The 26,434-nt window shown below is 64.7% G+C and carries 25 protein-coding genes; 20 read left to right on the plus strand and 5 right to left on the minus strand.

Annotated features, from left to right (window positions below; all coding sequences use genetic code 11):
- Positions 1–28: 28 nt before the first annotated feature.
- Complete coding sequence (locus tag B0E47_RS02825; protein ID WP_077512308.1) at positions 29–1,036, minus strand: integron integrase; 1,008 nt, start codon at positions 1,034–1,036, stop codon at positions 29–31.
- Positions 1,037–1,214: 178 nt separating this feature from the next.
- On the opposite strand from B0E47_RS02825, the gene B0E47_RS02830 reads away from it, so the two are divergent.
- The 18 genes from B0E47_RS02830 (at position 1,215) to tkt (ending at position 19,260) form a co-directional block, all read left to right on the plus strand.
- Entirely contained in the window at positions 1,215–1,580 is a 366-nt protein-coding gene (locus B0E47_RS02830) for an Imm50 family immunity protein (protein ID WP_077512310.1), read from the plus strand.
- A gap of 485 nt (positions 1,581–2,065) precedes the next feature.
- A complete protein-coding gene (locus B0E47_RS02835; RefSeq protein WP_077512312.1) occupies positions 2,066–2,500 on the plus strand; it encodes a hypothetical protein in 435 nt (144 codons plus the stop codon).
- A 371-nt stretch (positions 2,501–2,871) separates the two neighbouring features.
- Positions 2,872–3,462, plus strand: coding sequence for a hypothetical protein (locus tag B0E47_RS16680; RefSeq protein ID WP_139351311.1), 591 nt, complete (start codon positions 2,872–2,874; stop codon positions 3,460–3,462).
- A gap of 783 nt (positions 3,463–4,245) precedes the next feature.
- Entirely contained in the window at positions 4,246–4,638 is a 393-nt protein-coding gene (locus tag B0E47_RS02850) for a transposase (RefSeq protein ID WP_139351312.1), read from the plus strand.
- On the plus strand, positions 4,608–5,444 hold the full coding sequence (locus B0E47_RS02855; RefSeq protein WP_254422780.1) for an IS3 family transposase: 837 nt from the start codon (positions 4,608–4,610) through the stop codon (positions 5,442–5,444). Before B0E47_RS02850 ends, B0E47_RS02855 begins: the two co-directional genes overlap by 31 nt.
- A gap of 83 nt (positions 5,445–5,527) precedes the next feature.
- The gene (locus B0E47_RS02860; RefSeq protein ID WP_139351314.1) at positions 5,528–6,010 is read left to right on the plus strand and encodes a GFA family protein; all 483 of its coding nucleotides are present in this window, start codon (positions 5,528–5,530) and stop codon (positions 6,008–6,010) included.
- Between the two features lie 79 nt (positions 6,011–6,089).
- Positions 6,090–6,431, plus strand: a complete 342-nt coding sequence (locus B0E47_RS02865; RefSeq protein ID WP_217318886.1) for an antibiotic biosynthesis monooxygenase — start codon at positions 6,090–6,092, stop codon at positions 6,429–6,431.
- A gap of 25 nt (positions 6,432–6,456) precedes the next feature.
- Positions 6,457–6,702, plus strand: coding sequence for a hypothetical protein (locus tag B0E47_RS02870; protein WP_077512324.1), 246 nt, complete (start codon positions 6,457–6,459; stop codon positions 6,700–6,702).
- Positions 6,703–6,762: 60 nt separating this feature from the next.
- Positions 6,763–7,737 carry an SgcJ/EcaC family oxidoreductase gene (locus B0E47_RS02875; RefSeq protein WP_077512327.1) on the plus strand — a complete coding sequence of 325 codons (975 nt, stop codon included), beginning with the start codon at positions 6,763–6,765 and terminating at the stop codon, positions 7,735–7,737.
- Positions 7,738–8,039: 302 nt separating this feature from the next.
- Positions 8,040–8,429, plus strand: a complete 390-nt coding sequence (locus tag B0E47_RS02880; protein ID WP_217318887.1) for a GFA family protein — start codon at positions 8,040–8,042, stop codon at positions 8,427–8,429.
- Positions 8,430–8,748: 319 nt separating this feature from the next.
- On the plus strand, positions 8,749–10,155 hold the full coding sequence (zwf, locus tag B0E47_RS02885; protein WP_077512329.1) for a glucose-6-phosphate dehydrogenase: 1,407 nt from the start codon (positions 8,749–8,751) through the stop codon (positions 10,153–10,155).
- Complete coding sequence (locus tag B0E47_RS02890) at positions 10,152–10,853, plus strand: HAD family hydrolase (protein ID WP_077512331.1); 702 nt, start codon at positions 10,152–10,154, stop codon at positions 10,851–10,853. Before zwf (B0E47_RS02885) ends, B0E47_RS02890 begins: the two co-directional genes overlap by 4 nt.
- A gap of 41 nt (positions 10,854–10,894) precedes the next feature.
- Positions 10,895–11,998: a transaldolase gene (gene tal / locus B0E47_RS02895; RefSeq protein ID WP_077512333.1), complete on the plus strand. Its 1,104-nt coding sequence runs from the start codon at positions 10,895–10,897 to the stop codon at positions 11,996–11,998.
- The gene (gene pgi, locus B0E47_RS02900; RefSeq protein ID WP_077512335.1) at positions 11,995–13,674 is read left to right on the plus strand and encodes a glucose-6-phosphate isomerase; all 1,680 of its coding nucleotides are present in this window, start codon (positions 11,995–11,997) and stop codon (positions 13,672–13,674) included. Before tal ends, pgi begins: the two co-directional genes overlap by 4 nt.
- Positions 13,671–15,338: a phosphoglucomutase (alpha-D-glucose-1,6-bisphosphate-dependent) gene (gene pgm / locus B0E47_RS02905; RefSeq protein WP_077512337.1), complete on the plus strand. Its 1,668-nt coding sequence runs from the start codon at positions 13,671–13,673 to the stop codon at positions 15,336–15,338. Before pgi ends, pgm begins: the two co-directional genes overlap by 4 nt.
- A gap of 74 nt (positions 15,339–15,412) precedes the next feature.
- Positions 15,413–15,955 (plus strand): cytochrome b, encoded by a 543-nt coding sequence (locus tag B0E47_RS02910; RefSeq protein ID WP_077512339.1) that lies wholly within the window; start codon positions 15,413–15,415, stop codon positions 15,953–15,955.
- Between the two features lie 52 nt (positions 15,956–16,007).
- A complete protein-coding gene (locus B0E47_RS02915) occupies positions 16,008–16,706 on the plus strand; it encodes a VIT family protein (protein ID WP_077512341.1) in 699 nt (232 codons plus the stop codon).
- A gap of 502 nt (positions 16,707–17,208) precedes the next feature.
- On the plus strand, positions 17,209–19,260 hold the full coding sequence (gene tkt, locus B0E47_RS02920) for a transketolase (RefSeq protein ID WP_077512343.1): 2,052 nt from the start codon (positions 17,209–17,211) through the stop codon (positions 19,258–19,260).
- 37 nt (positions 19,261–19,297) lie between these two features.
- Here tkt and eda read toward each other — a convergent pair whose 3' ends face one another.
- The 4 genes from eda to zwf (B0E47_RS02940) all read right to left on the minus strand — a co-directional run bounded on the left by eda (position 19,298) and on the right by zwf (B0E47_RS02940) (position 24,379).
- Complete coding sequence (gene eda, locus B0E47_RS02925; RefSeq protein ID WP_077512345.1) at positions 19,298–19,939, minus strand: bifunctional 4-hydroxy-2-oxoglutarate aldolase/2-dehydro-3-deoxy-phosphogluconate aldolase; 642 nt, start codon at positions 19,937–19,939, stop codon at positions 19,298–19,300.
- A 150-nt stretch (positions 19,940–20,089) separates the two neighbouring features.
- Positions 20,090–21,907 (minus strand): phosphogluconate dehydratase, encoded by a 1,818-nt coding sequence (edd, locus tag B0E47_RS02930; RefSeq protein ID WP_077512347.1) that lies wholly within the window; start codon positions 21,905–21,907, stop codon positions 20,090–20,092.
- Between the two features lie 207 nt (positions 21,908–22,114).
- Complete coding sequence (pgl, locus tag B0E47_RS02935) at positions 22,115–22,828, minus strand: 6-phosphogluconolactonase (RefSeq protein WP_077512349.1); 714 nt, start codon at positions 22,826–22,828, stop codon at positions 22,115–22,117.
- 87 nt (positions 22,829–22,915) lie between these two features.
- A complete protein-coding gene (zwf, locus tag B0E47_RS02940; protein ID WP_077512351.1) occupies positions 22,916–24,379 on the minus strand; it encodes a glucose-6-phosphate dehydrogenase in 1,464 nt (487 codons plus the stop codon).
- Positions 24,380–24,605: 226 nt separating this feature from the next.
- On the opposite strand from zwf (B0E47_RS02940), the gene B0E47_RS02945 reads away from it, so the two are divergent.
- Both B0E47_RS02945 and B0E47_RS02950 read left to right on the plus strand, forming a co-directional pair.
- Positions 24,606–25,358 carry a GntR family transcriptional regulator gene (locus B0E47_RS02945; RefSeq protein ID WP_077512353.1) on the plus strand — a complete coding sequence of 251 codons (753 nt, stop codon included), beginning with the start codon at positions 24,606–24,608 and terminating at the stop codon, positions 25,356–25,358.
- 9 nt (positions 25,359–25,367) lie between these two features.
- Positions 25,368–26,399: an SIS domain-containing protein gene (locus tag B0E47_RS02950; protein ID WP_077512355.1), complete on the plus strand. Its 1,032-nt coding sequence runs from the start codon at positions 25,368–25,370 to the stop codon at positions 26,397–26,399.
- The last annotated feature ends 35 nt before the right edge of the window (positions 26,400–26,434 follow it).

The following is a 26,434-nucleotide window of genomic DNA, read 5'->3' on the forward strand; positions in this document are numbered from 1 at the left end:
CGCGAGGCGATACCGACGGCATTGCACCTCACCGGTCCAGCGGGCTCAACACCCCATGTCCACCGCGATTGAGCACGTGCGTATAGATCTGGGTAGTCGCAACATCTTTGTGTCCCAGCAACTCCTGCACGGTGCGGATGTCATACCCCGACTCCAGCAAATGCGTGGCGAACGAATGGCGCAGCGTATGCGCACTCACCGGCTTGACTATGCCCGCGCGGCGGCAAGCGCCCTTCAGTGATCGCGACAGCAGCCCCTCATCGAAGTGATGGCGGCGTTCCGCACCATCCAGCGGATCGACCGAGCGTTGTGCCGACGGAAACACGAACTGCCAGCCAAATTCCCGCCCGGCCTGGGGATACTTGCGCGCCAGGGCATGCGGCAGGCGCGCTACGCCAAAACCCGCAAGCAAGTCACTGTCATGCAGCACGCGGGCGCGCTCGATCTCGCGCTGCAAAGGCTCGATCAGCCGCTTCGGCAATACCGTGCGCCGATCCTTGCCGCCCTTGCCGTCACGCACGGTGATTTCGTTGCGCGCAAAATCCACATCCTTCACGCGTAATCGCATGCACTCCATCAACCGCATACCGGTGCCATACAAGAGACTAGCCAGCAGCCATGGCCGCCCCTCCATCTGCGCCAGCAATGTTTGTATCTCGGTACACGACAACACCGTGGGGACGCGTTGCGAACGCTTCGCGCGTACCATCGTCTCCATCCATGGCAAGTCGATCCGCAACACCTCGCGGTAGAGAAAAAGCAACGCCGACAACGCCTGATTCTGCGTACTGGCCGCCACGCCTCCGCGCACCGCAAGCCCGGACAGGAAGCCCTCCACTTCCACTGCGCCCATGTCCCGCGGATGACGCTTTCCGTTCGCCAGGATGAACCGGCGTATCCATCCCACGTAGATGGTCTCGGTACGCAAACTGTAGTGTTTGAGCCGTAAACGTCGCCGAACCTCGTCGAGCAAGCGGGGCGCCGGCGCCCCCGGCTTGGCAGCTGTTATCACCGGCGAATGTGAGGGATAAGACATAGCGCCTCGATCCGTGAGATATGCCACGGCAGCATCACCCCCCGCCCGTCGCAGCCGCCATCCGGCAACCCCTTGTCCACTCGTAGGATTTGTACGCTTGACGACCGTCCGTCGAAAGCTGAACATCCATTGCATATGCCCCGAATTGGGGTCTACTAAGCGTTAGGCACCACAAGAAATGATTTCGCACGCCGAGCTTGTCGAATCCATTTTCGGTTACTGGCCCGAGTTCGCAGATGGTCGCATCGAACTATTCTCGTTCGAGCAACCTGGCATCGTCTGCCTCAGAATCTTCTACATCGACGCCAATATCAAAAGGGCTGCTACGGTCAGCTTGCGATTCACCGGTGTCACCGAAGTAGATCTTTCTGAGTTTCGTTCGGAAAACGTCGTAGACGCTCTAAGCATCTCTTCTGTGTCTCCTTCGGTCGTTACAATCGAGGGCTGTTACGGCCTGTGCGGCACCTTCACTTGTGCCTCTGTGGAGGTTACGGGCGCGGTGCCTAACAATTCGTTCAAGGCGGACGGCTTCGCCGCCGCTTAACTCTAGCGTTAGACCTAAACAGAAAGTATGGCAATCGACATCAAGCCTTCTCGAATTGCGCTCTGGTGCGTCGTACTAGGCGCTAGCGCTTGTCTGTTTGCGCTACTTAAATACGTCGTATCTAGTTCCCATCCCATGCCAACAAGGGCGCTTGTGTCATGCGAGCCGGTCCCGGCGTGGATAGACTGGGTGAGCCCCGAGCTCACGATTTCACAGCTGAGATCGAAACCGCCGACACGCACCACGGAAGGCCTTTCACATGCAGACTGGGAATATTTCCTTCAAGATCGTCGAGCAGGCGATTCTATTCACGGGTTCGCAACATCATTTTCTAAGGGTTACTTGATACTAAGGGGACAATGTGTGGTTTCTCGAATCACGGTAACAACCTGGTGTTGCGGCGGGCCTTAGGTCTAACATCTCATTCAAGCGGACGGCTGCGCCGCCGCTTAATTCCAGCGTTAGGCCTTAAAAGAAGAGCAACGATGCCAGCCATTCGCTCGTACAAAAGAGGTCTTGAGTTCCCACATGAAGGTTTCGTGCAGCTCTCAATCGAGGCGCATTTTCGAGCCGCTGGCTTCGACCTCATCAACGACGGCCAAGTAGATCTGCTATGTACTCACCCGGTAACTGGTGAGGCTTGGCACATTGAGGCAAAGGGGCTAACCACGCAGGTGGGCCTAGATTTTCGTACCGGCCTTGGCCAGCTCGTCCAAGGTATGCGCTCCGAGACTTCAAAGTACGGTGCCGCAATTCCGGACACCCCTGCGTTCCGCGCGCAAATTGCTAAACTCAGCCCATGGGTTGTTTCAGCTCTGCATATCCATTGGCTGCTCGTGTCACCAGATGGGTCAGTCCATATCGTTGCTCCGGGCGGGCCTAACAGTTCGTTCAAGGCGGACGGCTTCGCCGCCGCTTAACTCCAGCGTTAGGCGCTAGTTGGCAAGTCCCGCATACACAGCATCCGAATGAGAACTCTTCATGATGAAAAGCATTAATTGGGATGAAACAGGAACGCTCCGCCAAGTCTCTTGCGGTTATGACATACGAACGGACCCGCTCTGGATATTGGTAACAACAGCCATGCAGGGACACGAAGGCTCAGTCGAAGATATGGAGATTATTATGGAATCTGGGAGTCACTACGGACCCAACCAAATTCGCACTTTGGCAATACAACCTGACCGTAAAGCCTTTCTAAAACTCAATGAGCGCGCCTAACAAGGCATTCAAGCGGACGGGCTTCGCCCGCCGCTTAACTTAGGCGTTAGGCGCAAAAGGAGAGATTTTCATGGCTGATTTACCAACAACAGAAGAAGCAGAGCAAGAAGTTCTGAAGGTATTTGATAAGTTCGGAGTTAGACCCGACGAAATGCTAATGCTAAGAAGCCTTTTGGCTTCTTGGAACCACAATCGATTTCGAATGCAGGACCTCCAAGACGCGCTACAGTCCCTTGCCGACTCAGGCGCGATTTACGTCAAAGAGAATAGTCCTTCTGGATCTTTCTTCCTTACCAAAGAAGGCTATGCGCGCATCCCTTCCCGGGCTCCCGCCTCGGCCTCCATTCCGTCGGCATCCATTCCAGCAGCAATAACTATTTCTGGTCACAACGCCCGCATCAATATCAATTCCACGGACAATTCCGTCAATGTTATTCAAGTCAATGAGACGGTTCTCGACGACGTGATCTCAGCCCTAGCCTCGCTACCGGATCAACCGGGCAGAGAGGTAGCCGTTGCTGCAGCGAAAGATCTAAAGACACATGCCGGCAAACCCTCCTTCGCGGGAAAGTACAAGGATTTCATGTCATCCGTGTCTGATCACGTTAGTATTATTTCTGCAATAGCCCCATATCTGGGTGCACTTGCTCACATGCTCTAGGTTTGCGCCTAACAATTCGTTCAAGGCGGACGGCTTCGCCGCCGCTTAACTCCAGCGTTAGGCGGCAGAGCGTTTTCCCTGCGTAGTTCCTCGCGCGTTTCACGTCTTGGCTTCGTGTTGGCAAAGCGACGCTTGCTGTTCCTGGCCGGCCTGCGTTGCTGTCTTTCGCGCGCTTGGCCGTCTGTTGTGTCTTGCGCGCGCTGACGCACATCGCATCTTCGTACTTTGTCGTGCGCGCAGTTCGCTGCAACGTGGCGCTCGTTGCCAGCGGCTCGTTCCTCGCGCGCAGGCCGCAAGCTTCGTGGCATTGCCGGGCTTTCAAAGCAGCGCTATCGTGTTCGCACACGGCGGGGTAACCGTGCTGCCGTCTAACATCTCGTTCAAGGCGGACGGCTTCGCCGCCGCTTAACTCTAGCGTTAGGCACTCATGTCAAAGCGTGTTCAATTGATTGTGCTGGGTATCGTGTTGGCCCTTTCCATGGCCTCATTCGCTATCGCTCGCCTCTACTCGCCATCTTTGGCTTTCAAAATTGGCGTCGCACCGGTCGTATTCGCGGGGTTGGCTCTTTTTGGTCACCTCATCACACTCGATGACGACGCAAGAGGTGGCTTTTCCAATCCTCAGTCTTCGTCTGGCATCTGGCGCAGCTCGCTGTTGGCGCTTACGCTAAAGGCGGGGCTGTTCGGGCTCGTATGCTTTCTAGTTTTTTCGGGCCTGTAGCAAACATGCTTCGGGGTGCCTAACAACTCGTTCAAGGCGGACGGGATAGTTCCTTCGCTTTAGTGGACACCCTGAACTACCACTTCAGGAGTCCGCACCATGCCGAACCAGGTCCACGAACCACCTACCGGTACACCCACGAATTCAAGGCGACGGCCGTCCGTTTGAGCCAGCTGTCTGGCGTTGCGGTACAGGATGTTGCTGCGTCGCTTTACATCCATCCGTTCATGCTGTCTCGTTGGCGCAAACAGGCGCGCGAGGGTGTGATCATGACGAAGGGTGTGGCGGTGGATAAGGCCGTAGCGGCGGAGCTCAAGGAGCTGCGTCGCGTGAAGAAAGCCTATGAGCAATTGAAGATTGAGCATGACCTTTTAAAAAAAGCGATCGCGTTCACTTCCGCTCGAAAGGTGACATCTTCGCCTTCATCAAACAGCAGCAAGAGTTCCACCCCGTGAGGCTGTTGTGCCGACTGTATGGCGTCAGCGCGAGTGGGTTCTATGCGTGGCGTGATCGTCCGGCCAGCCCGCGGATCCAGGAGGATGGGCGTCTGCTCGGGAAGATTCGCCAGATACATGACGACAGCCGACAGACCTACGGCAGCCCGCGCGTGCATGCGGGGCTGCGCGACGAAGGCGAGTCGGTCGGACGCCGTCGGGTCGCGCGCTTGATGCGGGATAACGCCGTCCGAGGGTGTTCGGCCGATCTGTATCGACGCTGCCCGGGCGTGGATCGCTTCTTCTCCAGCGTCGACAACCACGTCCATGAGTTGACCGTGGATCGGCCTGATCAGGTGTGGGTGACGGACGTGACCTATCTGAAAGTGTCGGGAACATGGCGATACCTGGCGACGGTCATGGACCGCTACTCGCGACGCCTGCTGGGATGGTCGCTGGGCCCGGATCGAACCGCCCGCCTCACGCGCCGGGCACTGGCGGCGGCCCTGCGCCAACGCCAACCACCGCCCGGCACGCTGCTGCACAGTGATCGCGGCGTGGAGTTTCTGGCCAGCGACTTCAAGCAGGCGCTGGCCAGCGCCGGGCTGGTGCAGAGCGTGAACCGTCCGCATCGCATGACCGACAACGCACACATGGAATCGTGGAACAAAACCATGAAGTCCGACATGTACCACCGCCAGAACTTCACCAGCGAACCCAAGCTCAGAGCGGCCGTACGCAGCTACGTCGATTTCTACAACCACAAGCGCCTACACTCGGCACTTGGCTATCGCTCTCCCGTCGAGTTCGAAGCCTTGGCTGCCTAACCAAAGAGTGTCCACTTTTGCGTAGGAACTCTCCGGCTTCGCCGCCGCTTAACTCCAGCGTTAGGCATCACGAAGGAATCACCGTGTCACGTCAGCTATTGAGCCAATCATGCGCGTGCAGTTGCGGCGAATCGCGATTCGCGGTGAGCGGAATGCCAATCACTCGCCTGCTGTGTCATTGCACGATCTGCCAATCCGTCTGCAAGCAGCCGTTTGCAGATGTCACGGCCTGGTGGGGAGGAGCCATTACCTTGCCAGAACGTCACAACGTTCAATTCAAGAAGTATCGCGCACCGCCAGCACTGCGCCGAGGAACGTGCGGGTCCTGTGGCATGCCAGTCGTCGGTTTTCTGCGGCTGGCGCCGTTCCTGAGGTTGGCCTTCGTCCCTTCAGCGAACTTCCCCGACCAAGCTGCACTGCCGAAACCCAAGGCGCACATCTTCTATCACCGCCGCCTCACGGACGCCAGCGACAATCTTCCCAAAGTCAGCGGCTACTGGCCAAGTGAACTCACAGTCACGAAACTCGTCATGGGCGGCATGTTTGATGCAACAAGCAACGCCTAACTACTCGTTCAAGGTAGACGGCTGCGCCGCCGCTTAACTCCAGCGTTAGTCGGCATTGGAGAGTTCAATGATTTGCCGTATGTGGCATGGGGTCACCCTGCGCTCCAAGGCCGATGCTTACACGGCCTTTCTTGAGCAGCGCGCCATTCCGGATTACCGCTTGGTGCCTGGAAACCTAAGCGTTGCGATATTGCGCCGCGACGAGGCTGACGTCTCGCATTTCATGACGGTCACGCATTGGGAATCGGAGGAGAGCATTCATGCCTTCGCCGGAGAGGATCTGCTCACCGCCAAATACTACCCGGAAGATCGGGACTTCCTTTTAGAGTTCGAGCCGGAGGTCCAGCATTTCACGGTTACGGCGATCGAGATGCCGTCTAACCATTCATTCAAGCCGAAGCCGCTTCGCGGCTCGGCTTAATTCAGGCGTTAGGCATCAAGTAGCCATGCAAGACGAGATCAAAAATAGCGTTGTTGCCGTCGTCAAGTTCACCGCGTACTACATCATTTGGTCGTTCGTTCTATTCAATCTTGGTCGTGTGTCGCTGCTTCTTGTTACTCTCGGGCAGTATCCGCGAGGCCTTGATGCGCAACGTAACGTCAGCAAAATTTCGCTCGTTGGTATTCTTGTACTCGTCTTGGCTTGGTCGCTTGTTGCTATCTACAACAACACACTCGGCGTCCATGCCTAACATTTCGTTCAAGGTGGACGGCTTCGCCGCCGCCTAACTCCAGCGTTAGGCTGCAAAAGGATGATCACAGTACGCCCTGCAGAGCAAAAGGACGCCGACGCTGCGATTGGCGTCGTGCGCCGCTCGATTACCGAACTTTGCGCACCCGATCACCACCACGATGAGAAGACGCTCGCCACATGGCTGGCCAACAAGACGCCGCAGAATTTTCTCAGCTGGCTTTCTAACGTTGACAATTTCTGCGTCGTTGCAGAATCAAACGGTCACCTGCATGGCGTTGGCGTACTTCAACGCAGAGGCGAGATCCTTCTTTTCTACTTGGCCCCTGGCTCGCAGCGTCAAGGCATTGGTCGCATGGTCCATACGGCATTGGAGAGGAAAGCGGCTCAATGGGGGTTGGAGTCCCTGTACTTGGAAAGCACGGCTTTGGCTTGCTCGTTCTATGAGGCGCTGGGTTACCAGCCAACCGGTCGTCCGGTTTTACATTTTGGCGTGTTGCAGTGCTTTCCGTATGCTAAGCAGCTGCAGCCCAACAAGGCGGACGGCTGCGCCGCCGCCAAATTCCAGCGTCAGGCGCCGCAGTCATTCAAAGAACCCAAGACCACAACCCCCATGACTGAAATGAAAAGACCGGAAGCTGCGCCCGGCGCATTCCAGGCTGCCTGGAATGCCCACGACATGGCTGCCCTCGGTAGCCTGTTCGATGAAGACGCGACGTTCGTGAATCGCTTCGGACACTATGTCCAGGGCGTCGATGAGATCGTGGCGCTCCACGTTCCCATTCACGAAACGATCTATCGCGACTCCACGCTGGAAAACGAGCTGATCGATGTCGCTCACATGGCTGACGGCGTGGCGGTCATCCATTTCTGGAGTCGCCTGGCGGCCGGCGCCGCTCACCCGGCCGGGCCGCATGAGGTGGATACGCTTATCCTCGCCGTACTGACGAGGCGGAACGGGATCTGGCGCATTCGGGCGCTCGAGAATGTGACTCTCACAAATCCGCGGACCGGGGAGCCGGTTCTGCGCGGTTAAAGCGGCATGGCGACGTGGATGCATGTCGCAGTTACCCTGCGTTCCCGGCTTCCAGGCTTCGCATCAACATCAGTGCCTGATGGCACTTCGGGCCGGCCTGCATGATCGTGTTTCTGCCTCTGGTTGTGTGTTGCAGGTTGCGCGCCTCGTCGCGGCCCGACCCTTCGCGCGAGCGGACCGCCGCGGGTCGTTGCGATGTCCTCATGCCCTGCGCCGCCGCCCGGTCCGGCCGTCAGGCCGCGCAAGTGCGCACCGGGCCCGCTGCAATCCTTGCCCGGGAGGGAGCGCATGCTTGAAGGCTCATGTCACTGCGGTTCCGTTCGTTGGCAACTGTTCGTTGGCAACTGGATGCGTTGCCGGAGTCGGTCACCGCATGCAACTGCACGGCTTGCCGCAGGTATGGAGCGCTCTGGGCCTATGGTTACGAAGACGATACGATCAAGGTCAGCGGGCCGACCACGGCGTACGTACGCGGGGACGCGCTGAGTTTCAACTTCTGCTCCAGGTGCGGCAACGTCACCCACTGGCGTGGGCTGAAGTCCGATGAGCAGGGTCGTCGACGAATCGCCGTGAACCTCCGCACGACGGAGCCCGGGCCGATCGCGCATGTCCCGATCGATCATTTCGACGGGCTCGACAAGTGGGAGGACCTGCCTCGAGACGGCAGGTGCATCAGGGATCTGTGGTTCTAGCCAGGGCACGCGGCGGCAGCGCGGGCAAGGTGCGCGGCCCGCCACCGAGGACGCGCACCAACGGAGCGCAGGGACTTGCGGTATGACGTCTTGCATGGCGGGTCTGGGACCGAAGCGTCGATGGCACCTGCGCGTCCAGCCGCAAGACGCCGGCACGAAGCCGCGTGACACCAGCTTATGCATCCACTTAACCTGTCTGCATGCACGCTCGGCGGGGCGGGCCTCGGTTTCCGGCATGATCGCGTGCGCCACGGCGCCGTGCCGATCACCGCCCGGCCGACGCCACCCGCATCACCTCGACGATGGAGAACATCAGCACATGGCCCTGCCCCGCTCGGATGCCCTGGTATTTTTTGGCGCCACTGGCGATCTCGCCTACAAGAAGATTTTCCCGGCCCTGCTGGCGATGACGCGGGATGGCGACCTCGACGTGCCGATCATCGGCGTGGCGCATTCGGGCTGGAGCGTGAAGCAGCTACGCAAGCGCGCCCACGACAGCGTGAGGCAGGCGGCGAAGGACAGCGGCGAAAAGCTCGACAAGGCGGTGTTCGAGCGGCTCGCCGAACGACTGCAGTATGTCGATGGCGACTACGCCGACCCGGCCACGTTCGCGCAGTTGAAGAAGGCACTGGGCAGGGCGAAGCGCCCGTTGCACTACCTCGCGATTCCGCCCAGCCTGTTCGGCACGGTGGTCGAGGGGCTGCAGCAGGCCGGTTGCGCGAAGGATGCGCGGGTGGTGGTGGAGAAGCCGTTCGGGCACGACCTGGCTTCGGCGCAGGAACTCAACCGGGTGCTGCGTTCGGTGTTCCCCGACGATGCGATCTTCCGCATCGATCACTTCCTGGGCAAGGAGGCGATCATGAACATCCTGTACTTTCGTTTCGCCAACTCGTTCCTGGAGCCGATCTGGAACCGCAACCACGTGGCCAGCGTGGAGATCACGTTGGCCGAGCAGTTCGGTGTGAAGGGTCGCGGCGCGTTCTATGACGGCGCCGGCTGCCTGCGCGACGTGATCCAGAACCACCTGCTGCAGATCGTGGCGCTGCTGGCGATGGAACCGCCGGCCTACCAGGGCTTCGGCGCGGTGCATGCGGAGAAGACCAAGGTGTTCCAGGCGATGCGCCCGCTCGCGCCGGACGACCTGGTGCGCGGCCAGTACCGCGGCTACCGCAAGGAGCCCGGCGTGGCGAAGGGCTCGGACGTGGAGACTTATTGCGCGCTGCGCCTGTTCATCGACTCGTGGCGCTGGGGCGGCGTGCCGTGGTACCTGCGTTCGGGCAAGTGCCTGCCCGAGACCGTGGCCGAGATCGTGGTGGAGCTGAAGCCGCCGCCGCAGAAGCTGTTCGACGATGCGGCGATCAGCGCCGGTCGCGCCAACTATCTGCGCTTTCGGCTGTCGCCCAACACGGCGGTGGCGCTGGCGGCACGGGTCAAGCGGGTGGGCAAGGAATTTGTCGGCGACCAGCGCGAGCTGTACCTGATGGACGAGCAGTCCGGCGAGGAGACACCTTACGAGCGCCTGCTCGGCGACGCGATGGCCGGCGACGGCGCGCTGTTCACCCGCGAGGAGGCGGTCGAGGCGGCCTGGATGGTGGTCGATCCGGTGCTGGAAAAGCATCACAAGGCGATTCCGTACACGCCGGGCGGCTGGGGACCGAAGCAGGCCGACGATCTGATCGCGGCCGACGGCGGCTGGCACAACCCGGTGCTGGAGCCGACGGCATGAGCGAGGCGGCGGCCCTGGTGTTCCTGCTCGATGTCGACAACACCCTGCTCGACAACGACCGTTTTGCCGACGACCTGGGCGATACCCTGGCCCAGGCATTCGGCGCCGGCGAACGCGATCGTTACTGGTCGATCTACGCGCAATTGCGCGACGAGCTCGGCTACGCCGACTACCTGGGCGCGCTGCAGCACTTTCGCCGCGGGCTGGACAACGAGCCCGCGCTGCTGCAGATGTCGAAATACCTGCTGGAATATCCGTTCGCCGAGCGCCTGTATCCGCACGCGCTGGAGACGATCGCCCACCTGCGCACGCTGGCGCCCACGGTGATCCTGTCCGATGGCGACGTGGTGTTCCAGCCGCGCAAGATCCAGCACGCCGGGATCTGGGCGGCGGTGCGCGGCGAGGTGCTGATCTACCTGCACAAGCAGCGCATGCTGGTGGCGATGCAGCAGCGCTATCCCGCCGCGCACTACGTGATGGTGGACGACAAGCCGCAGATCCTGGCGGCGATGAAGCAGCAGCTCGGTGCCCGGCTGACCACGGTGTTCGTGCGCCAGGGCCATTACGCCGCGGACAGCGCGCGCGAGACCATCGCGCCGGCGCCGGATCTCGTCATCGCGTGCATCGGCGAGCTGCGCGGGCGTAAGCTTGAAGACTTCCTGCCGAGTGCGCCGGCGATTGCGCTGGCAGCCGACTGAAACCGATTGCGACCCATTGAAGCAACGTCCACGGAGCAAGCATGAAAGCGACCCGACAACTGCACGATCTCGGCCAGAGCCTGTGGCTGGACAACATCACCCGCACCCTGCTCGACGACGGCACGCTGGCGCGCTACATCAGTGAGGACTCGATCACCGGCCTGACCTCGAACCCCAGCATCTTCGACGCGGCGATCGGCGACGGCGACGCCTACGATGCCGGCATCCACGCCAAGACACTGGCCGGCCTGAGCGGCGAAAAGCTGTTCGTCGAACTGGCGCTGGAGGACCTGCGCCGCGCGGCCGACCTGTTCGCACCGGTATTCCAGCGCAGCGCCGGCGTCGACGGCTGGGTCTCGATGGAGGTCTCCCCGCTGCTGGCCGCCGACACCGCCGGCTCGATCGCCGCGGCCCGGCAGATCCACGCCGCCGGCAAGCGCGACAACCTGTTCGTGAAGATTCCCGGTACCCCGGAAGGCGTGCCGGCGATCGAGGAGGCGATCTTCCTCGGCATTCCGATCAACGTGACCCTGCTGTTCTCCTGCGCCCAGTACCAGGCCGCCGCCGAGGCGTACCTGCGCGGCATCGAGCGGCGCATCGAGGCGGGGATGGACCCGCGCGTGGGCTCGGTGGCGTCGCTGTTCATCAGCCGCTGGGACGTGGCCAGCAACAAGGCCTTGCCGGATGCGCTGCACAACACGCTGGGCATCGCGGTGGGCCGGCAGACTTATCGTGCCTACCGCGAACTGCTGGCGTCGGCGCGCTGGCAGAAACTGGCCGCCGCCGGCGCGCAGCCGCAGCGCCTGTTGTGGGCCAGCACCGGGACCAAGGACCCGAACGCACCGGACACGCTGTACATCAGCTCGCTGGCTGCACCGAACACCATCAACACGATGCCGGAGAAGACCCTGCATGCCTTTGCCGACCACGGCCAGCTGGCCGGCGTGATGCCGATCGACGGCGGCGACGCCGACACCATGCTCGCGCAGATCGGCAAGGCCGGCGTGGATGTCGACGCGCTGGCGCTGCAGCTGCAGCAGGACGGCGCGGATGCGTTCGTCAAATCCTGGAAGCAGCTGTTGCAGCGGATCGCGGACAAGGCCAGTGCGCTCGACGCCAAGGCCAAGGGACCGGCGATGCGATGAGCCAGTCAGCCTTGAGGAGACTGCCGGCGTGGCAGGCGCTGCAGCAGCACGCGGCGGTGATGAGCGAGCGCCACCTGCGCCAGCTGTTCGCGGATGACCCGGCTCGCGGCGAGGCCTTCCGCCTCGAGGACGTCGGCCTGTATCTGGATTACTCCAAGCAGCGTGTCGACGCCGACACCCTGCGCCTGCTGCGCGAGCTGGCCACCGCCTGCGAGCTGCCGCAGCGCACCGCGGCGATGTTCCGCGGCGAGCGCATCAACCGCACCGAGGATCGCGCCGTGCTGCACGTGGCGCTGCGGGCGCCGCGTGGCGAGCAGATCCTGGTCGACGGCCACGATGTGGTTCCCGACGTGCACGAAGTGCTGGACCGCATGGCGAAATTCGCCGACCGCGTGCGTGGCGGCCAGTGGCTGGGGCATACCGGCAAGCGCATCCGCAACGTGATCAGCATCGGCATCGGCGGTTCCGATCTCGGCCCGGTGATGGCGTACGAGGCGCTGCGCGACTACAGCGAGCGGGCGATGACGTTCCGCTTCGTCTCCAACGTGGACGGCACCGACTTCGTCGAAGCCACCCGAGACCTGGACGCGGCCGAGACGCTGTTCATCGTCTGCTCCAAGACCTTCACCACGCTGGAAACGCTGACCAACGCGCACGCCGCGCGTGCGTGGAGCGTGGCGGCGCTGGGCGACGCCGATCCTGAAAAGAGCGGCGCGGTCGCGAAGCATTTCGTGGCGGTCTCCACCAATGCCGAAGGCGTGGCGAAGTTCGGCATCGACACCGCCAACATGTTCGGCTTCTGGGACTGGGTCGGCGGGCGCTACTCGATGGATTCGGCGATCGGGCTGTCGACCATGCTGGCGATCGGGCCCGGGCATTTCCGCGAGATGCTGGCCGGCTTCCACGCCATGGACGAGCATTTCCGGCATGCCCCGACCGAGCGCAACCTGCCGCTGCTGATGGGCCTGCTGGCGATCTGGAACAACAACTTCCTGGATGCCGCCACCGTCGCGGTATTGCCCTACGAGCAATACCTGAAACGCTTCCCGGCCTATCTGCAACAGCTCACCATGGAGAGCAACGGCAAGCGCGTCACGCTCGACGGCACCGCGGTCGACTACGCCACCGGGCCGATCTACTGGGGCGAGCCGGGCACCAATGGCCAGCACTCGTTCTACCAGCTGATCCACCAGGGCACGCGCATCGTGCCGTGCGATTTCATCGGCTTCGGGCAGAGCCTGAACCCCTTGCCTGTTCAGGGCGGCGGCCAGCAGCACGACCTGCTGATGGCCAACCTGATCGCCCAGGGCGAGGCGCTGGCGTTCGGCAAGAGCGCGGACGAGGTGCGCGCCGAAGGCACGCCCGAAGTGCTGGTGCCGCATCGCACGTTTCCCGGCAACCGGCCCAGCACGACGATCCTGGCGCAGCGATTGACGCCGCATGTGCTGGGCAGCCTGATCGCCTTGTACGAGCACAGCGTCTTCGTGCAGGGCGTGATCTGGGGCATCGACTCGTTCGACCAGTGGGGCGTGGAGCTGGGCAAGCAACTGGCCAAAACCACGATTGCGGAACTGACCGCGAAGGACGAGCCGAAGCTCGCCCACGACAGTTCCACCAACACCCTGATCCGTCGTTACCGCCAGCTGCGCGACCACCCGACAACGGAACGTCCATGAGCCAGAAGATCAGCCCGCTCGCCGGCAAGCCGGCACCGAAGTCGATCCTGGTCGACGTGCCGAAGCTGCTGGCCGCCTATGTCGACCTGCAGCCCGATCCGTCGGTCGCCGCGCAACGCGTGGCGTTCGGCACGTCCGGCCATCGCGGCAGTTCGTTCGAGCGCGGCTTCAACGAATGGCACATCCTGGCGATCAGCCAGGCGATCTGCGAATACCGCAAGGGCAAGGGCATCGACGGCCCGCTGTTCATCGGCGCGGACACCCATGCCTTGTCGCAGCCGGCGCTGGAGAGTGCGCTGGAAGTGCTGGCGGCGAACGGTGTGCAGACGATGCTCTCCAGCGGTGGCGAGTTCACGCCCACGCCGGCGGTGTCGCACGCGATCCTGGTCTACAACAAACTGCATAGCAGCGGGGGACGCAACAGCGGTCTGGCCGACGGCATCGTGATCACGCCTTCGCACAATCCACCGGACAACGGCGGCTTCAAGTACAACCCGCCCAACGGCGGACCGGCCGATACCGACATCACCAACTGGGTGCAACAGCGCGCCAACGCGCTGCTCGAAGGTGGCCTGAAGGGGGTGAAGCGGATGCCGCTGGCGCAGGCGCGCAAGGCCGCCACCACGCACGACCACGATTTCCTCAACAACTATGTGGCCGACCTCGCCAACATCATCGACTTCGACGCGATCCGCGGCGCCGGCGTGCAGATGGGCGTCGATCCGCTGGGCGGCGCCGGCGTGCATTACTGGCAGCCGATCGCCGACCGCTACAAGCTCGACCTTACCGTGGTGAGCGCGGTGGTCGACTCGCAATTCGCGTTCATGACGGTGGACTGGGACGGCAAGATCCGCATGGACCCGTCGTCGAGGTACGCGATGCAGCGGCTGATCGGCCTGAAGGACAAATACGACGTCGCGTTCGCCTGCGATACCGACCATGACCGCCACGGCGTCGTCACCCGCAGCAACGGCCTGATGGAGCCGAACCATTACCTGTCGGTGCTGATCGATTACCTGTTCCGGCACCGGCCGCAGTGGAGCGCGAACGCCGCCGTCGGCAAGACCGTGGTCAGCACCGCGCTGATCGACCGCGTGGCGCAGCGGCTGGGCCGCAAACTCTACGAAGTGCCGGTCGGTTTCAAGTGGTTTTCCGAAGGCCTGTTCGATGGCTCGCTCGGCTTCGGTTGCGAGGAAAGCGCGGGTGCGTCGCTGCTGCGCCACGACGGCTCGGTGTGGACCACTGACAAGGACGGCCTGGTGCCGGCCCTGTTGTCGGCCGAGATCACCGCGCGCGAAGGCAGGGACCCCGGCGAACTGTATGTGCAGCTGGCCGGCGAACTCGGCAAGCCGTTTGCCAACCGCGTCGACGCAGCCGCCACGCCCGAGCAGAAAGCGAAACTGGCCAGGTTGTCGCCCGCGCAGGTGAAGAGCGACCAGCTGGCGGGCGAGAAGATCGAGCAGGTACTGGACAAGGCGCCCGGCAATGGCGCGCCGATCGGCGGCATCAAGGCGGTCGCCGCCAGCGGCTGGTTCGCCGCGCGGCCGTCCGGCACCGAGGCGATCTACAAGATCTACGCCGAAAGCTTCAAGGACGAGGCTCACCTCAAGAGCCTGCTTGCCGAGGCACAGCACATCGTCGATAGCGCGCTCGCAGCCGAATAAGCGCAAACTCGACATCATGCGTCGGCGCATGAAGACGCCAAGGTCATGCGCTTCCACCTTAGCGGAGTCCTGCCTTGCCCATCGACCAACCGAAGCCTCGCTTTGCGCCCGCCATTCGCCGGATGCACTGGCTGATTTTCTCTCTGGTGCTGCTGGCTTACGTGTTCATCAACCTGTTCGAACTGTTCGCCAAGGGCAGCCCCACCCGCGCCAACGTGCTTGGCGCTCACTACCTCGTCGGCCTTGCGGTGCTGCTGCTGATTCTGCCGAGGCTGGCGTTGCGCCTGCGCGGTGGTCGGCCGCCGGTGACGCCGGCGCCTCCGCGCTGGAGCGAGCTGCTGGGCAAGCTCACGCACGTGGCGCTTTACGCGTTCCTGTTGGTCCAACCCATCCTGGGGGTGATCACCCTGCAGATCGAGGGCAAGCCGGTCGCGCTGTTCGGCATGACCCTGCTGCCCTCGTTCGTGAGCCAGCCTGACCGCGCGTTGGGGCATCGTTTCGAGGACATCCATTCCACTCTCGGCACCGTTTTCTACTATGTCATCGCGTTGCATATCCTGGCTGCGCTGTGGCACCACTTCGGCCGCCGCGACGACACCTTGAAGCGGATGGTTTGATCCCATCGGCGCGTGAACAGCGCCGTGCCACTGCAGCCACGGAATCCACCGCATGCATCGACGCCGCCACCACGAACGTCACGTCACGGGTCGCATGGGTTGGTTGCGGGCGTCCGTGCTCGGCGCCAACGACGGGATCGTCTCCACCGCCAGCCTGGTGCTCGGCGTGGCCGCTGCGCACGCCGACCGCAGCAACATTCTGACCGCCGGCCTGGCCGGCCTGGTCGCCGGGGCGATGTCGATGGCTGCCGGTGAATACGTGTCGGTGCATTCGCAGGCCGATAGCGAAAAGGCCGAACTGGACAGGGAGCGCCACGAGCTGCAGACCGACGTCGACGGAGAACACCGGGAACTGGCTGCCATCTACATGGCACGCGGCCTGGAGCCGGCGCTGGCCCGACGGGTGGCCGTGCAGTTGATGGCGCACGACGCACTTGATGCCCATGCGCGCGACGAACTGGGCATCACCGAAGCATTGCGCGCCCGCCCGCTGCAGGCCGCCGGCGCGTCCGCACTGAGCTTCGCGGCGGGCGCGCTGCTGCCGCTGCTGGTGGCCGCGCTGGCCCCCGCCAGCGGCTTGTTGCCTCTGGTGTTCGCGGCCTCACTGCTGTTTCTGGCCGTACTCGGCGGCATAGCGGCCCGTGCGGGCGGCGCCGCCATCGGCACTGGCATGTTGCGCATCGCCTTCTGGGGTGCGCTGGCCATGATCATTACCGCCGCTGCAGGCAAACTGTTCGGCGCGATCGGGTAGGCGACACCTTTCGACCCATCAGTTGGCCGCCGATGGACGTGCCGGCAGGCGGGCGCGTGGCCTACGGGGTGATGATGCAGAACGAGCGACCGGGACCACCCTGACCCCCGACCTTGGCCAACAAGCATCCGCCATCATGGCGCCGGTCCGTGCCGTTGCCATCGCCGCCGTCTCCGCAAGGCAGGTTGCCGCGCAAACATTTTTTTCGCCGGATCAAGGGTAACTCCCCCGCGCTGACGCTGTTCGCACGGGTCGCGATCTGCCTGGTGGGCTGCCCGGCGGGCGGGCATCTGCATAACCGGCAGCTTGCCGCACATGGCCACGCACTTGCCCGCCATTGGCGGAACGTGCCAGGCAGCAGCTATCTGGAGAAGCCGGCGAGCATGAAACCGGCGACGCCAACGATTGCGTGCCGCGGCGCCCGTCGTTTGACGGCGGCTTTACCCGCACGCGATCACACTACCCACTCAAGGCGGCCGCCTTGCCTACCACGGGATCCCACATGACCGATTCGTCGCTGGACCAGCAGTGCATCAACACGCTTCGCTTCCTCTCGGTGGACATGGTGCAGAAGGCGGACAGTGGCCATCCCGGCCTGCCGCTCGACGCGGCGCCGATGGCCTATGTGTTGTGGACGAAGCACATGAAATATCACCCGGCCGATCCGCAGTGGGCCGATCGTGATCGCTTCGTGCTGTCCGCCGGACATGGTTCGGCCCTGCTCTACAGCCTGCTGCACATGACCGGCTACGGCGTGTCGCTGGACGACATCAAGCAGTTCCGCCAATGGGGCAGCAAGACGCCGGGGCATCCCGAATACGGCCACACGCCGGGCGTGGAAGTCACCACCGGCCCGCTCGGCCAGGGCCTGGCCAACGCGGTGGGCATGGCGATCGGCGAGGCGCAGCTGGCGGCGACCTACAACCGCGACGGCCACACGGTGATCGATCACCGCACCTGGGTGATCGTCGGTGACGGCGACCTGATGGAAGGCGTGGCGTCGGAGGCCGCCTCGCTGGCCGGCCATCTGAAACTCGGCAAGCTGGTGTGCCTGTACGACGACAACTACGTGACGCTGGCCGCCGGTACCGATATCACCTTCACCGAAGATCGGGCAAAGCGCTTCGAGGCGTATGGCTGGCAGACGATCAAGGTCGCCGACGGCAACGACGTCGCCGCGATCGACGCCGCGTTGAATGAAGCCGTGGCCGACACCGCGCGACCGACCCTGATCCTGGTGCGCACCCACATCGGCTATGGCTCGCCGAAGCAGGACAGTTTCAAGGCGCACGGTTCGCCGCTGGGCGTCGAGGAGGTGAAGGCGACCAAGCAGAAGCTGGGCTGGCCGCTGGAGCCGGATTTCCTGGTCCCCGAGCCGGCGCTGCAGCATTTCCGCGAGGCCCAGGCGCGCGGCCAGCAGGCGCAGGACGACTGGAATGGACGTCTGGACGGCTATGCCAAGGCCTTCCCCGAGCTCGCCGGCGAACTTCGCGCGCGGCTGCATGGCGAGCTTCCGGACGGCTGGGACAGCGACATCCCGGTATTCGCTGCTGACGCCAAGGGCATCGCCACGCGCGAGGCCGGCGGCAAGGTGATGAATGCGATCGCGCCGAAGCTAGCCGCGCTGTTCGGCGGCTCGGCCGATCTGGACTCCTCCACCTTCACCAACCTCAAGGGCTTCGGCGACTTCAACCCTGCGGTCACCAAGGGCGAAGACACTCAGGGCTCGGACAGCGCCGGCTGGAGCGATGCCGGGCGCAACCTGCACTTCGGCGTGCGCGAACATGCGATGGGCGCGATCGTCAACGGGCTCGCCGTGCATGGCGGCTTCGTGCCGTACGGCTCGACCTTCCTGATCTTCTCCGACTACATGCGCCCGGCGATCCGCCTCGCTGCGCTGATGGGCGTGCATGCGATCCACGTGTTCACCCATGACAGCATCGCGCTGGGCGAAGACGGCCCCACCCATCAGCCGGTCGAGCAGCTGGCCAGCCTGCGTGCGATTCCCAACCTCACCGTGATCCGTCCGGCCGACGCCAACGAGACGGCGGTGGCGTGGAAAGTGGCGGTCGCCACGACCGGTCGGCCGGTACTGTTCGCGCTGTCGCGGCAGAAGCTGCCCACGCTCGATCGCACGCGCTACGCCAGCGCGGACGGCGTGCGCCAGGGCGCCTACGTGCTGAGCGACGCGAAGGACGGCAAGCCGGCCCTGATCCTGATCGCCAGCGGCTCCGAAGTGAGTCTGATCCTGGAAGCCGCCGCGCAGCTCGAAGCTCGCGGCATCGCCGTGCGCTGCGTGTCGATGCCGAGCTGGGAACTGTTCGAGGCGCAGCCGCAAAGCTATCGCGATGAGGTATTGCCGCCGGACGTCAGCGCCCGGCTGGCGGTGGAAATGGGCGTGGCCCAGGGCTGGCGTCGCTACACCGGCGAGCATGGCGACATGCTGGGCATCGACCGCTTCGGCGCCTCGGCCCCGGCCGACGCGCTGCTGCGCGAGTACGGCTTCACCGTCGAGAACGTGGTGCAGCGGGCGAAGGCACTGCTGCAGAAATGATGCGCGGGGTCAGGCGCGCGCGGCCTGCCTGACCTCGTCAGAGGCGGGCCGCCTCGCGCGCCAGCAACTCGATGCCGGCCCAGTCGCCGGCGCCGAGTTTGTCCGCCGGCGTGAGCCACGAGCCGCCCACGCAGAGCACGTTGGGCAGCGCCAGGAAATCCGCGGCATTGGTCAGGCTGATGCCGCCGGTGGGGCAGAAGCGGATCTGCGGCAGCGGACTGGCCCAGGCGCCGAGCAGCTTGTGGCCGCCGGCCGGCACTGCGGGGAAGAACTTCAGGTGGCGATAGCCGCGTTCGAGCAGGCTCATCGCCTCGCTGGCGGTGGCCGCGCCGGGCAGCAGCGGCAGCGCGCTGTCCTCGGCCGCATCGAGCAGGTACGGCGAGATGCCTGGCGATACCGCGAAGCGTGCGCCGGCCTGTTGCGCGGCATGCAGGTCGGTTGCGCTCAGCACCGTGCCGACACCCACCACGGCGCCTTCGACCTCGGCGGCGATCGCACGGATCGCCTCCAGCGCCACCGGCGTGCGCAGGGTCACCTCGATCGCCGGGGTGCCGCCGGCGACCAGCGCGCGGGCCATCGGCACCGCGGCCTTCAAGTCATGGATCACCACCACCGGGATGACCCGGGCCAGGCGCATGGTGGCTTCGATTTGCTGCTGCTTCTGCTCGATCAGGCTCATGGTCGGTTCGCTGTGATCTGGTGGTAGGTAGGAGCCCGCTCGCGGGCGATGCTCTTCACACGGGATTCGGGATGACCAGACATTCGTCTGTTGAAAGCCGGGATTCGCAAGAGCATCGCCCGCGAGCGGGCTCCTACGACGAGATTGAGGTCAGAGTACGCCGGCGCCGAGGTCGGCGCTGGCCGCGGCCTGGCGGAACAGGCCGAACAACTCGCGCCCCATGCCGCTGTGCTGACTGGAAAGATCGGCCGTGACCGGCAGACGCGCATCCAGTTCGTGCGCTTCCATCAGGACGTCCAGACGTCCATTCGTCGCGTCCAGCCGGATCATGTCGCCGTCGCGGATCTTGGCAAGATTGCCACCGGCCACCGCTTCGGGCGTGACGTGGATCGCCGCCGGCACGCGGCCGGAGGCGCCGGACATGCGCCCGTCGGTGAGCAGGGCGATGCGGTGGCCGCGATCCTGCAGCAGGGCCAGCGTGGGGGTGAGCTTGTGCAGTTCGGGCATGCCGTTCGCGCGCGGGCCCTGGAAGCGCACCACCGCGACGAAATCGCGGTTCAGCTCGCCGCGCTTGTACGCGCCGGCGACCTCGTCCTGGTCGTGGAACACGATGGCCGGCGCCTCGATCAGCAGTCGGTCGTCCGGCACCGAGGAGACCTTGATCACGGCGCGGCCCAGGTTGCCCTGCAGCATGCGCAGGCCGCCGTCGGCGCGGAACGGTTCGTCCACCCCGCGCAGCACGCCGCGATTGCCGCTCTGCTTCGATACCGGCGTCCAGTGCAAGGCACCGGCGGCGTCGAGTTGCGGGATCTGCGCGTAGCCTTCCAGGCCGGCGCCGAAGATGGTCTGCACGTCGCCGTACAGCAGGCCGGCGCCGAGCAACTGGTCGATCAGGAAGGCCATGCCGCCGGCGTCATGGAACTGGTTCACGTCGGCGTAGCCGTTCGGATAGACGCGCGCCAGCAGCGGGATCGCGCCGGAGAGCGCGTCGAAATCGTCCCAGCGCAGCTGGATGCCGGCGGCGTGGGCGATCGCCACCAGGTGCAGCAGGTGGTTGGTCGAGCCGCCGGTGGCGTGCAGGCCGATCACGCCGTTGATGATCGCGCGCTCGTCGATGATGTGGCCGAGCGGCAGGTAGTGTTCACCCAGCGCGCTCTGCGCGGCGATCCGGCGCACCACCTCGGCGGTGAGCGCGTCGCGCAGCGGCGTGTCCGGCGCGGTGAAGCTGGCGCCAGGCAGGTGCAGGCCCATGATCTCCATCAGCATCTGGTTGGAGTTGGCGGTGCCGTAGAAGGTGCAGGTGCCGGCGGCGTGGTACGAGGCGGCTTCGGCTTCGAGCAGCTCGGCCTTGCTCGCCTTGCCGTCGGCGAAGGCCTGGCGCACTTTCGACTTCTGCTCGTTCGGGATGCCGCTGGGCATCGGGCCGGAGGGCACGAAGGCGCCGGGCAGGTGGCCGAAGCTCAGCGCGGCGATCAGCAGGCCGGGCACGATCTTGTCGCAGATGCCCAGGTAAAGCGCGCCGTCGAACATGTCGTGCGACAGCGCCACGGCGGTGGCCATCGCGATCAGGTCGCGCGAGAACAGCGACAGCTGCATGCCGGCGCGGCCCTGGGTGACGCCGTCGCACATCGCCGGCACGCCGCCGGCGACCTGGGCGGTGAAACCGCTGTCGCGCGCGATCCGGCGGATCAGCGCGGGGTAGCGCTCGTACGGCTGGTGCGCGGAGAGCATGTCGTTGTAGGCGGTGACGATCGCCAGGTTCGCGCGCTGGCCGCTGCGCAGTGCCTGCTTGTCCTCGCTGCCGCAGGCGGCAAAACCGTGGGCGAGGTTGCCGCAGGAAAGATGCCCGCGCTGCGGCCCGCTGCGATCCACCGCGTCGATGCGCTTGAGGTAAGCCTCGCGCGTGTCGCGGCTGCGTTCGCGCAGGCGATCGGTGACTTCGGCGACGACGGGGTGCAGCGTGGTCATGGTCTGGATCCGGAATCGTTGAGAGAAAAGGCGGAAGCGCAAGCAACAGCATGCGTTCCATGATGTCGACAAGGCGCTTTCCTGCGCCTTGTCGACTCGGCTCGTCCGGCTATCGCCTGACGAGCCTCCGACCGAGCAACGACTTGCGTCGTTACTCGGCGAGCGACCCATCCGTGGGTCGCTTAGCCGGCGGCTTTCAGCCGCCGGCTAAGGGCACCAGTACACCGCCACCGGCACGCGTTGCTGGGTCAGCACGGCGCGCACCGGGTAATCGCGCGCGGCGCCGAGGCCGAGCCGGGCATCGGCGAGCAGGTCGCGCTTCTTCTCGCCGGACACCAGCAGGTACAGCGCGCGGGTTTCGAGCAGGGTGGGCAGGGTCAGCGTGATGCGCGGCTCGCCGGCGTCGGGCGCATGCATCGGCAGCACGCGTGTCTTGCCGTGCAGATCCAGCGCCTCGGCCAGGTGATCGCCACCGGGAAAGAACGAGGCGGTGTGACCGTCCTCGCCCATGCCCAGCACCACCACGTCGAACGGCAGCGGCAGTGCGTCGATGCGCGCGTTGGCTTCGGCCAGGCCGGTTTCCGGGGTGGCGTCGCCGGTGTATAGAGGAATCAGTCGGGCACGGCTCGCGGCGTTTTGCAGCAAGTGCGATTTCACCAGTCGTGCGTTCGAGCGTTCGTCGCTGTCCGGCACCCAGCGTTCGTCCACCAGGGTCACCAGCACCTTCGTCCAGTCCAGCTTTTCGCGCGAAAGACGCTCGAAGAAATCCTTCGGCGTGCTGCCACCGGATACGGCCAGCACGGCGTGGTCGCGTTCGCTCAGGGCGGTGCGCAGGCGTTCGGCCACGCGCTCGGCCAGTGCCCGGGCCTGGGCCTGGCTGTCGGTGAAGCTGTGGGTGGTGACGTTCAGTGGCGTGCTCATGGCGGATCGGGCTACGGGGTGGGCGGGACGGGGCAGCCTGCCGCAACAGGTGCAGGCAGCGGGTGAAGCGCGGGTAAAGACGGACGTCTATTCATTGTCGTCGTGCCAGGTGCGACCGTCGCGCTCGATCAGCGCCACCGAGGCGCTCGGCCCCCAGCTGCCGGCCGCGTAGGGACGCGGCGTCTCGCCGCTGGCCGACCACGCGGCCAGGATCGGACCGGCCCAGCGCCATGCGGCCTCGACCTCGTCGCGACGCATGAACAGGGTTGGGTTGCCGCGCACGACGTCGAGCAGCAGGCGTTCGTACGCATCGGGCTGCTGCACGCCGAACGCCTCGGCGAAGCTCATGTCCAGCGGCACGTGACGCAGGCGCAGGCCGCCGGGGCCGGGGTGCTTGATCGTCAGCCACAGCTTCACGCCTTCGTCCGGCTGCAGCCGCAGCACCAGCCGGTTCTGTGCCAGCGTGCCGGAGCCGGCGGCGAAGATCGAATGCGGCACTGGCTTGAATGTCACCACGATTTCCGAGACCCGTTCCGGCATGCGTTTGCCGGTGCGCAGGTAGAACGGCACGCCGGCCCAGCGCCAGTTGGCGATCTCCGCCTTCAGCGCCACGAAGGTCTCGGTGTTGGACCTGGTGTTGCCCAGTTCCTCCTGGTAACCCGGCACGTGGTCGCCTTCGGCGACGCCGGCGCGGTACTGGCCGCGCACGGTGAGCGAGCCCACGTTGGCGTCGCCGATCGGCCTGAGCGCGTTGAGCACCTTCAGCTTCTCGTCGCGCACCGCGTCCGGCGCCAGCGACGACGGCGGTTCCATCGCCACCATGCACAACAGCTGCAGCATGTGGTTCTGCACCATGTCGCGCAGCGCGCCGGCATGGTCGTAGTAACCGGCGCGGTGGCCCACGCCGACGGTTTCGGCGACGGTGATCTGCACGTGGTCGATGTGCGCCGAGTTCCACAGCGGCTCGAACAAGGCGTTGCCGAAGCGCAGCACCAGCAGGTTCTGCACGGTTTCCTTGCCGAGGTAGTGGTCGATGCGGAAGGTCTGCGATTCGCTGAAGACCTTGCCCACCGCGTCGTTGATGCGGTTCGCGCTGTCCAGGTCGCGGCCGATGGGTTTTTCCATCACCACGCGCGATTGCCCCAGGTTCAGCCCGTGCTCGCCAAGGCGCCGGCACAGGTCGACGAAAAGCTCGGGCGAGGTGGACAGGTAGAACACCCGCACGTGTTCGGGCTCGGCCTTGATCAGCGCGGCGAAGTCGTCCCAGCCGTCGTCCTTGCGCGCATCGAGCGGACGGTAGAACACCTGCTTCAGGAATTCGTCGAGCTTGGCGGCATCGCAGATCTTCAGCAGCGCCTCGCGCAGTTGCGCGCGGTAGCCGGCGTCGTCAAGCGCCTCGCGGGCGATCCCGACGATGCGGCTGCTGGCCGGAATCTGGCCGTCGAGAAAGCGGTGGAACAGGGCCGGCAGCAGCTTGCGCACGGCGAGGTCGCCGGTGCCGCCGAAGATGACCAGGTCGAACGGTTCTACCGATTGCTGGGAAGCTGTCACGCGAGTACCTCGACACGTTGCCGGTGGTGGGCAGGGGCCTGCATCGCGGCGCCTGCGCCGGGTGGGCGATGATCATACCAGTGAAATACCACCAAAACTACCAGCCTGCATACGAATTCATTCCGGCGACCATGGCCGAAGAAATGGCATGCTGCAGGCGGGTTTTGAAAGCCCTTGTGTTCAGCCGACTTGCGGCATGTGGATATGTATTGGTATTGTTCGCGTCATGCAAACCGCCTTGACCACGGAATACCGCCGGATCTGCCATGACCCGGCCAATCACCAGCCGCTGGCTTATCTACGCCTGCGCCAGGCGATCCGCAACGTGGTGCAGCAGCGCGACATCGAGCCCGGCCATGCGCTGCCCAGCGAGCGTGACCTGTCGCATGCGCTGATGCTGTCGCGGGTGACCGTGCGCAAGGCGATCGCCGGCCTGGTCGAGGAAGGCCTGCTGACCCAGCGCCACGGCGCCGGCACCTTCATCGCCGAACGCATCGTCAAGCCGATGTCGCGGCTGACCAGTTTCACCGAGGACCTGCGCGAGCGCGGCCTGCGCCCGCGTTCGGAGTTCTTCGAGCGGGTGGTCGGCGAAGTCACCCCCGAGGAGGCGATGGCGATGAACCTGTCGCCGGGCACCCTGGTGGCACGACTGCATCGCGTGCGCTACGGCCAGGACGAACCGCTGGCGATCGAACGCAGCGTGGTGCCGGCCAGCGTGCTGCCCGATCCGCTGCTGGTGCACGACTCGCTGTACGAGGCGCTGGAAAAACTCGGCTGTCGCCCGCGCCGCGCCCTGCAGCGATTGCGCGCGGTGTCGCTCAACCTGCAGCAGGCGCGCCTGCTGCATGTCGCGGTGGGCAGCGCCGGGCTGAACATCGAACGGCGCAGTTTCCTCGACGACGGCCGCGTGGTCGAGTTCACCACTTCCTGGTATCGCGGCGACATCTACGATTTCGTCGCCGAACTGCACACCGACTGAAGGACGCGCATGACCGCCAGCCACACCCTGATGTATCGCGAAGCACACGAGTCCGCCGAGGTCGTGGCGCGTCAGTTCGCCGCCAACGAAGCGGTGGTCAGCGCACTGGCCGCCACGCTGCGCGCCGCGCCGCCGCGCTTCATCGTCACCTGCGCGCGCGGCAGTTCCGACCACGCCGCGGCCTACGCCAAGTACGTCTTCGAGACCCAGCTCGGCATCGTCACCGCCTCCGCCTCGCCGTCGGTCACCTCGGTTTACGCCGCCGAGCAGTGCTGGCAGGGCGCGTTGTTCATCGCGATCTCGCAATCGGGCAAGAGCCCGGACCTGCTGCGCAATGCGCAGGCGGCCAAGGTGGCTGGTGCACGGGTGGTGGCGCTGGTCAACGTGGAGGATTCGCCGCTGGCCGCGCTGGCCGACACGGTGATCCCGCTGCATGCGGGACCGGAGCGCAGCGTGGCGGCGACCAAGAGCTACATCGCCGCGCTGGCCGCGGTGCTGCATTTGTGCGCGCGCTGGCGCGGCGACGACGAACTGGCCGCGGCGCTGCGCGCCCTGCCCGATGCCTTGCGTGCCGGTTGGGATGCGGATTGGTCTGCGCTCAGCGAAGGCCTGGTCGACGCGCACAACCTGTTCGTGGTCGGCCGCGGCTTCGGCCTCGGCATCGCGCTGGAGGCGGCGCTGAAATTCAAGGAAACCTGCGGGCTGCACGCCGAGGCGTTCAGCGCGGCCGAGGTCAAGCACGGGCCGATGGCCCTGGTCGGGCCGGACTTCCCGGTGCTCTGCTTCGCCCAGGACGACGACACGCTGGCGAGCACGCTGGCGGTGGCGAACGAGTTCCGCGCCCGCGGCGCGCAGGTATTCGTGGCGGCGCCGGGCCAGCTCGGCGCCGGCGCGCTGCCGGTGCCCGCCGGCCTGCCGGCGTTGTGCACGCCGCTGCTGATCATCCAGAGCTTCTATCGTGCGGCCAGCGAACTGGCGCTGCGCCGTGGCTTCAATCCCGATGTGCCGCCGCATCTGAACAAGGTTACGGAAACGGTCTAGTCGAGAGCTGACCGGAACAGTCGTTCGCCCTGAGC

The organism is Rhodanobacter sp. B05, from assembly GCF_002001085.1.
In the GTDB taxonomy this organism is placed as follows: Bacteria; Pseudomonadota; Gammaproteobacteria; order Xanthomonadales; family Rhodanobacteraceae; genus Rhodanobacter.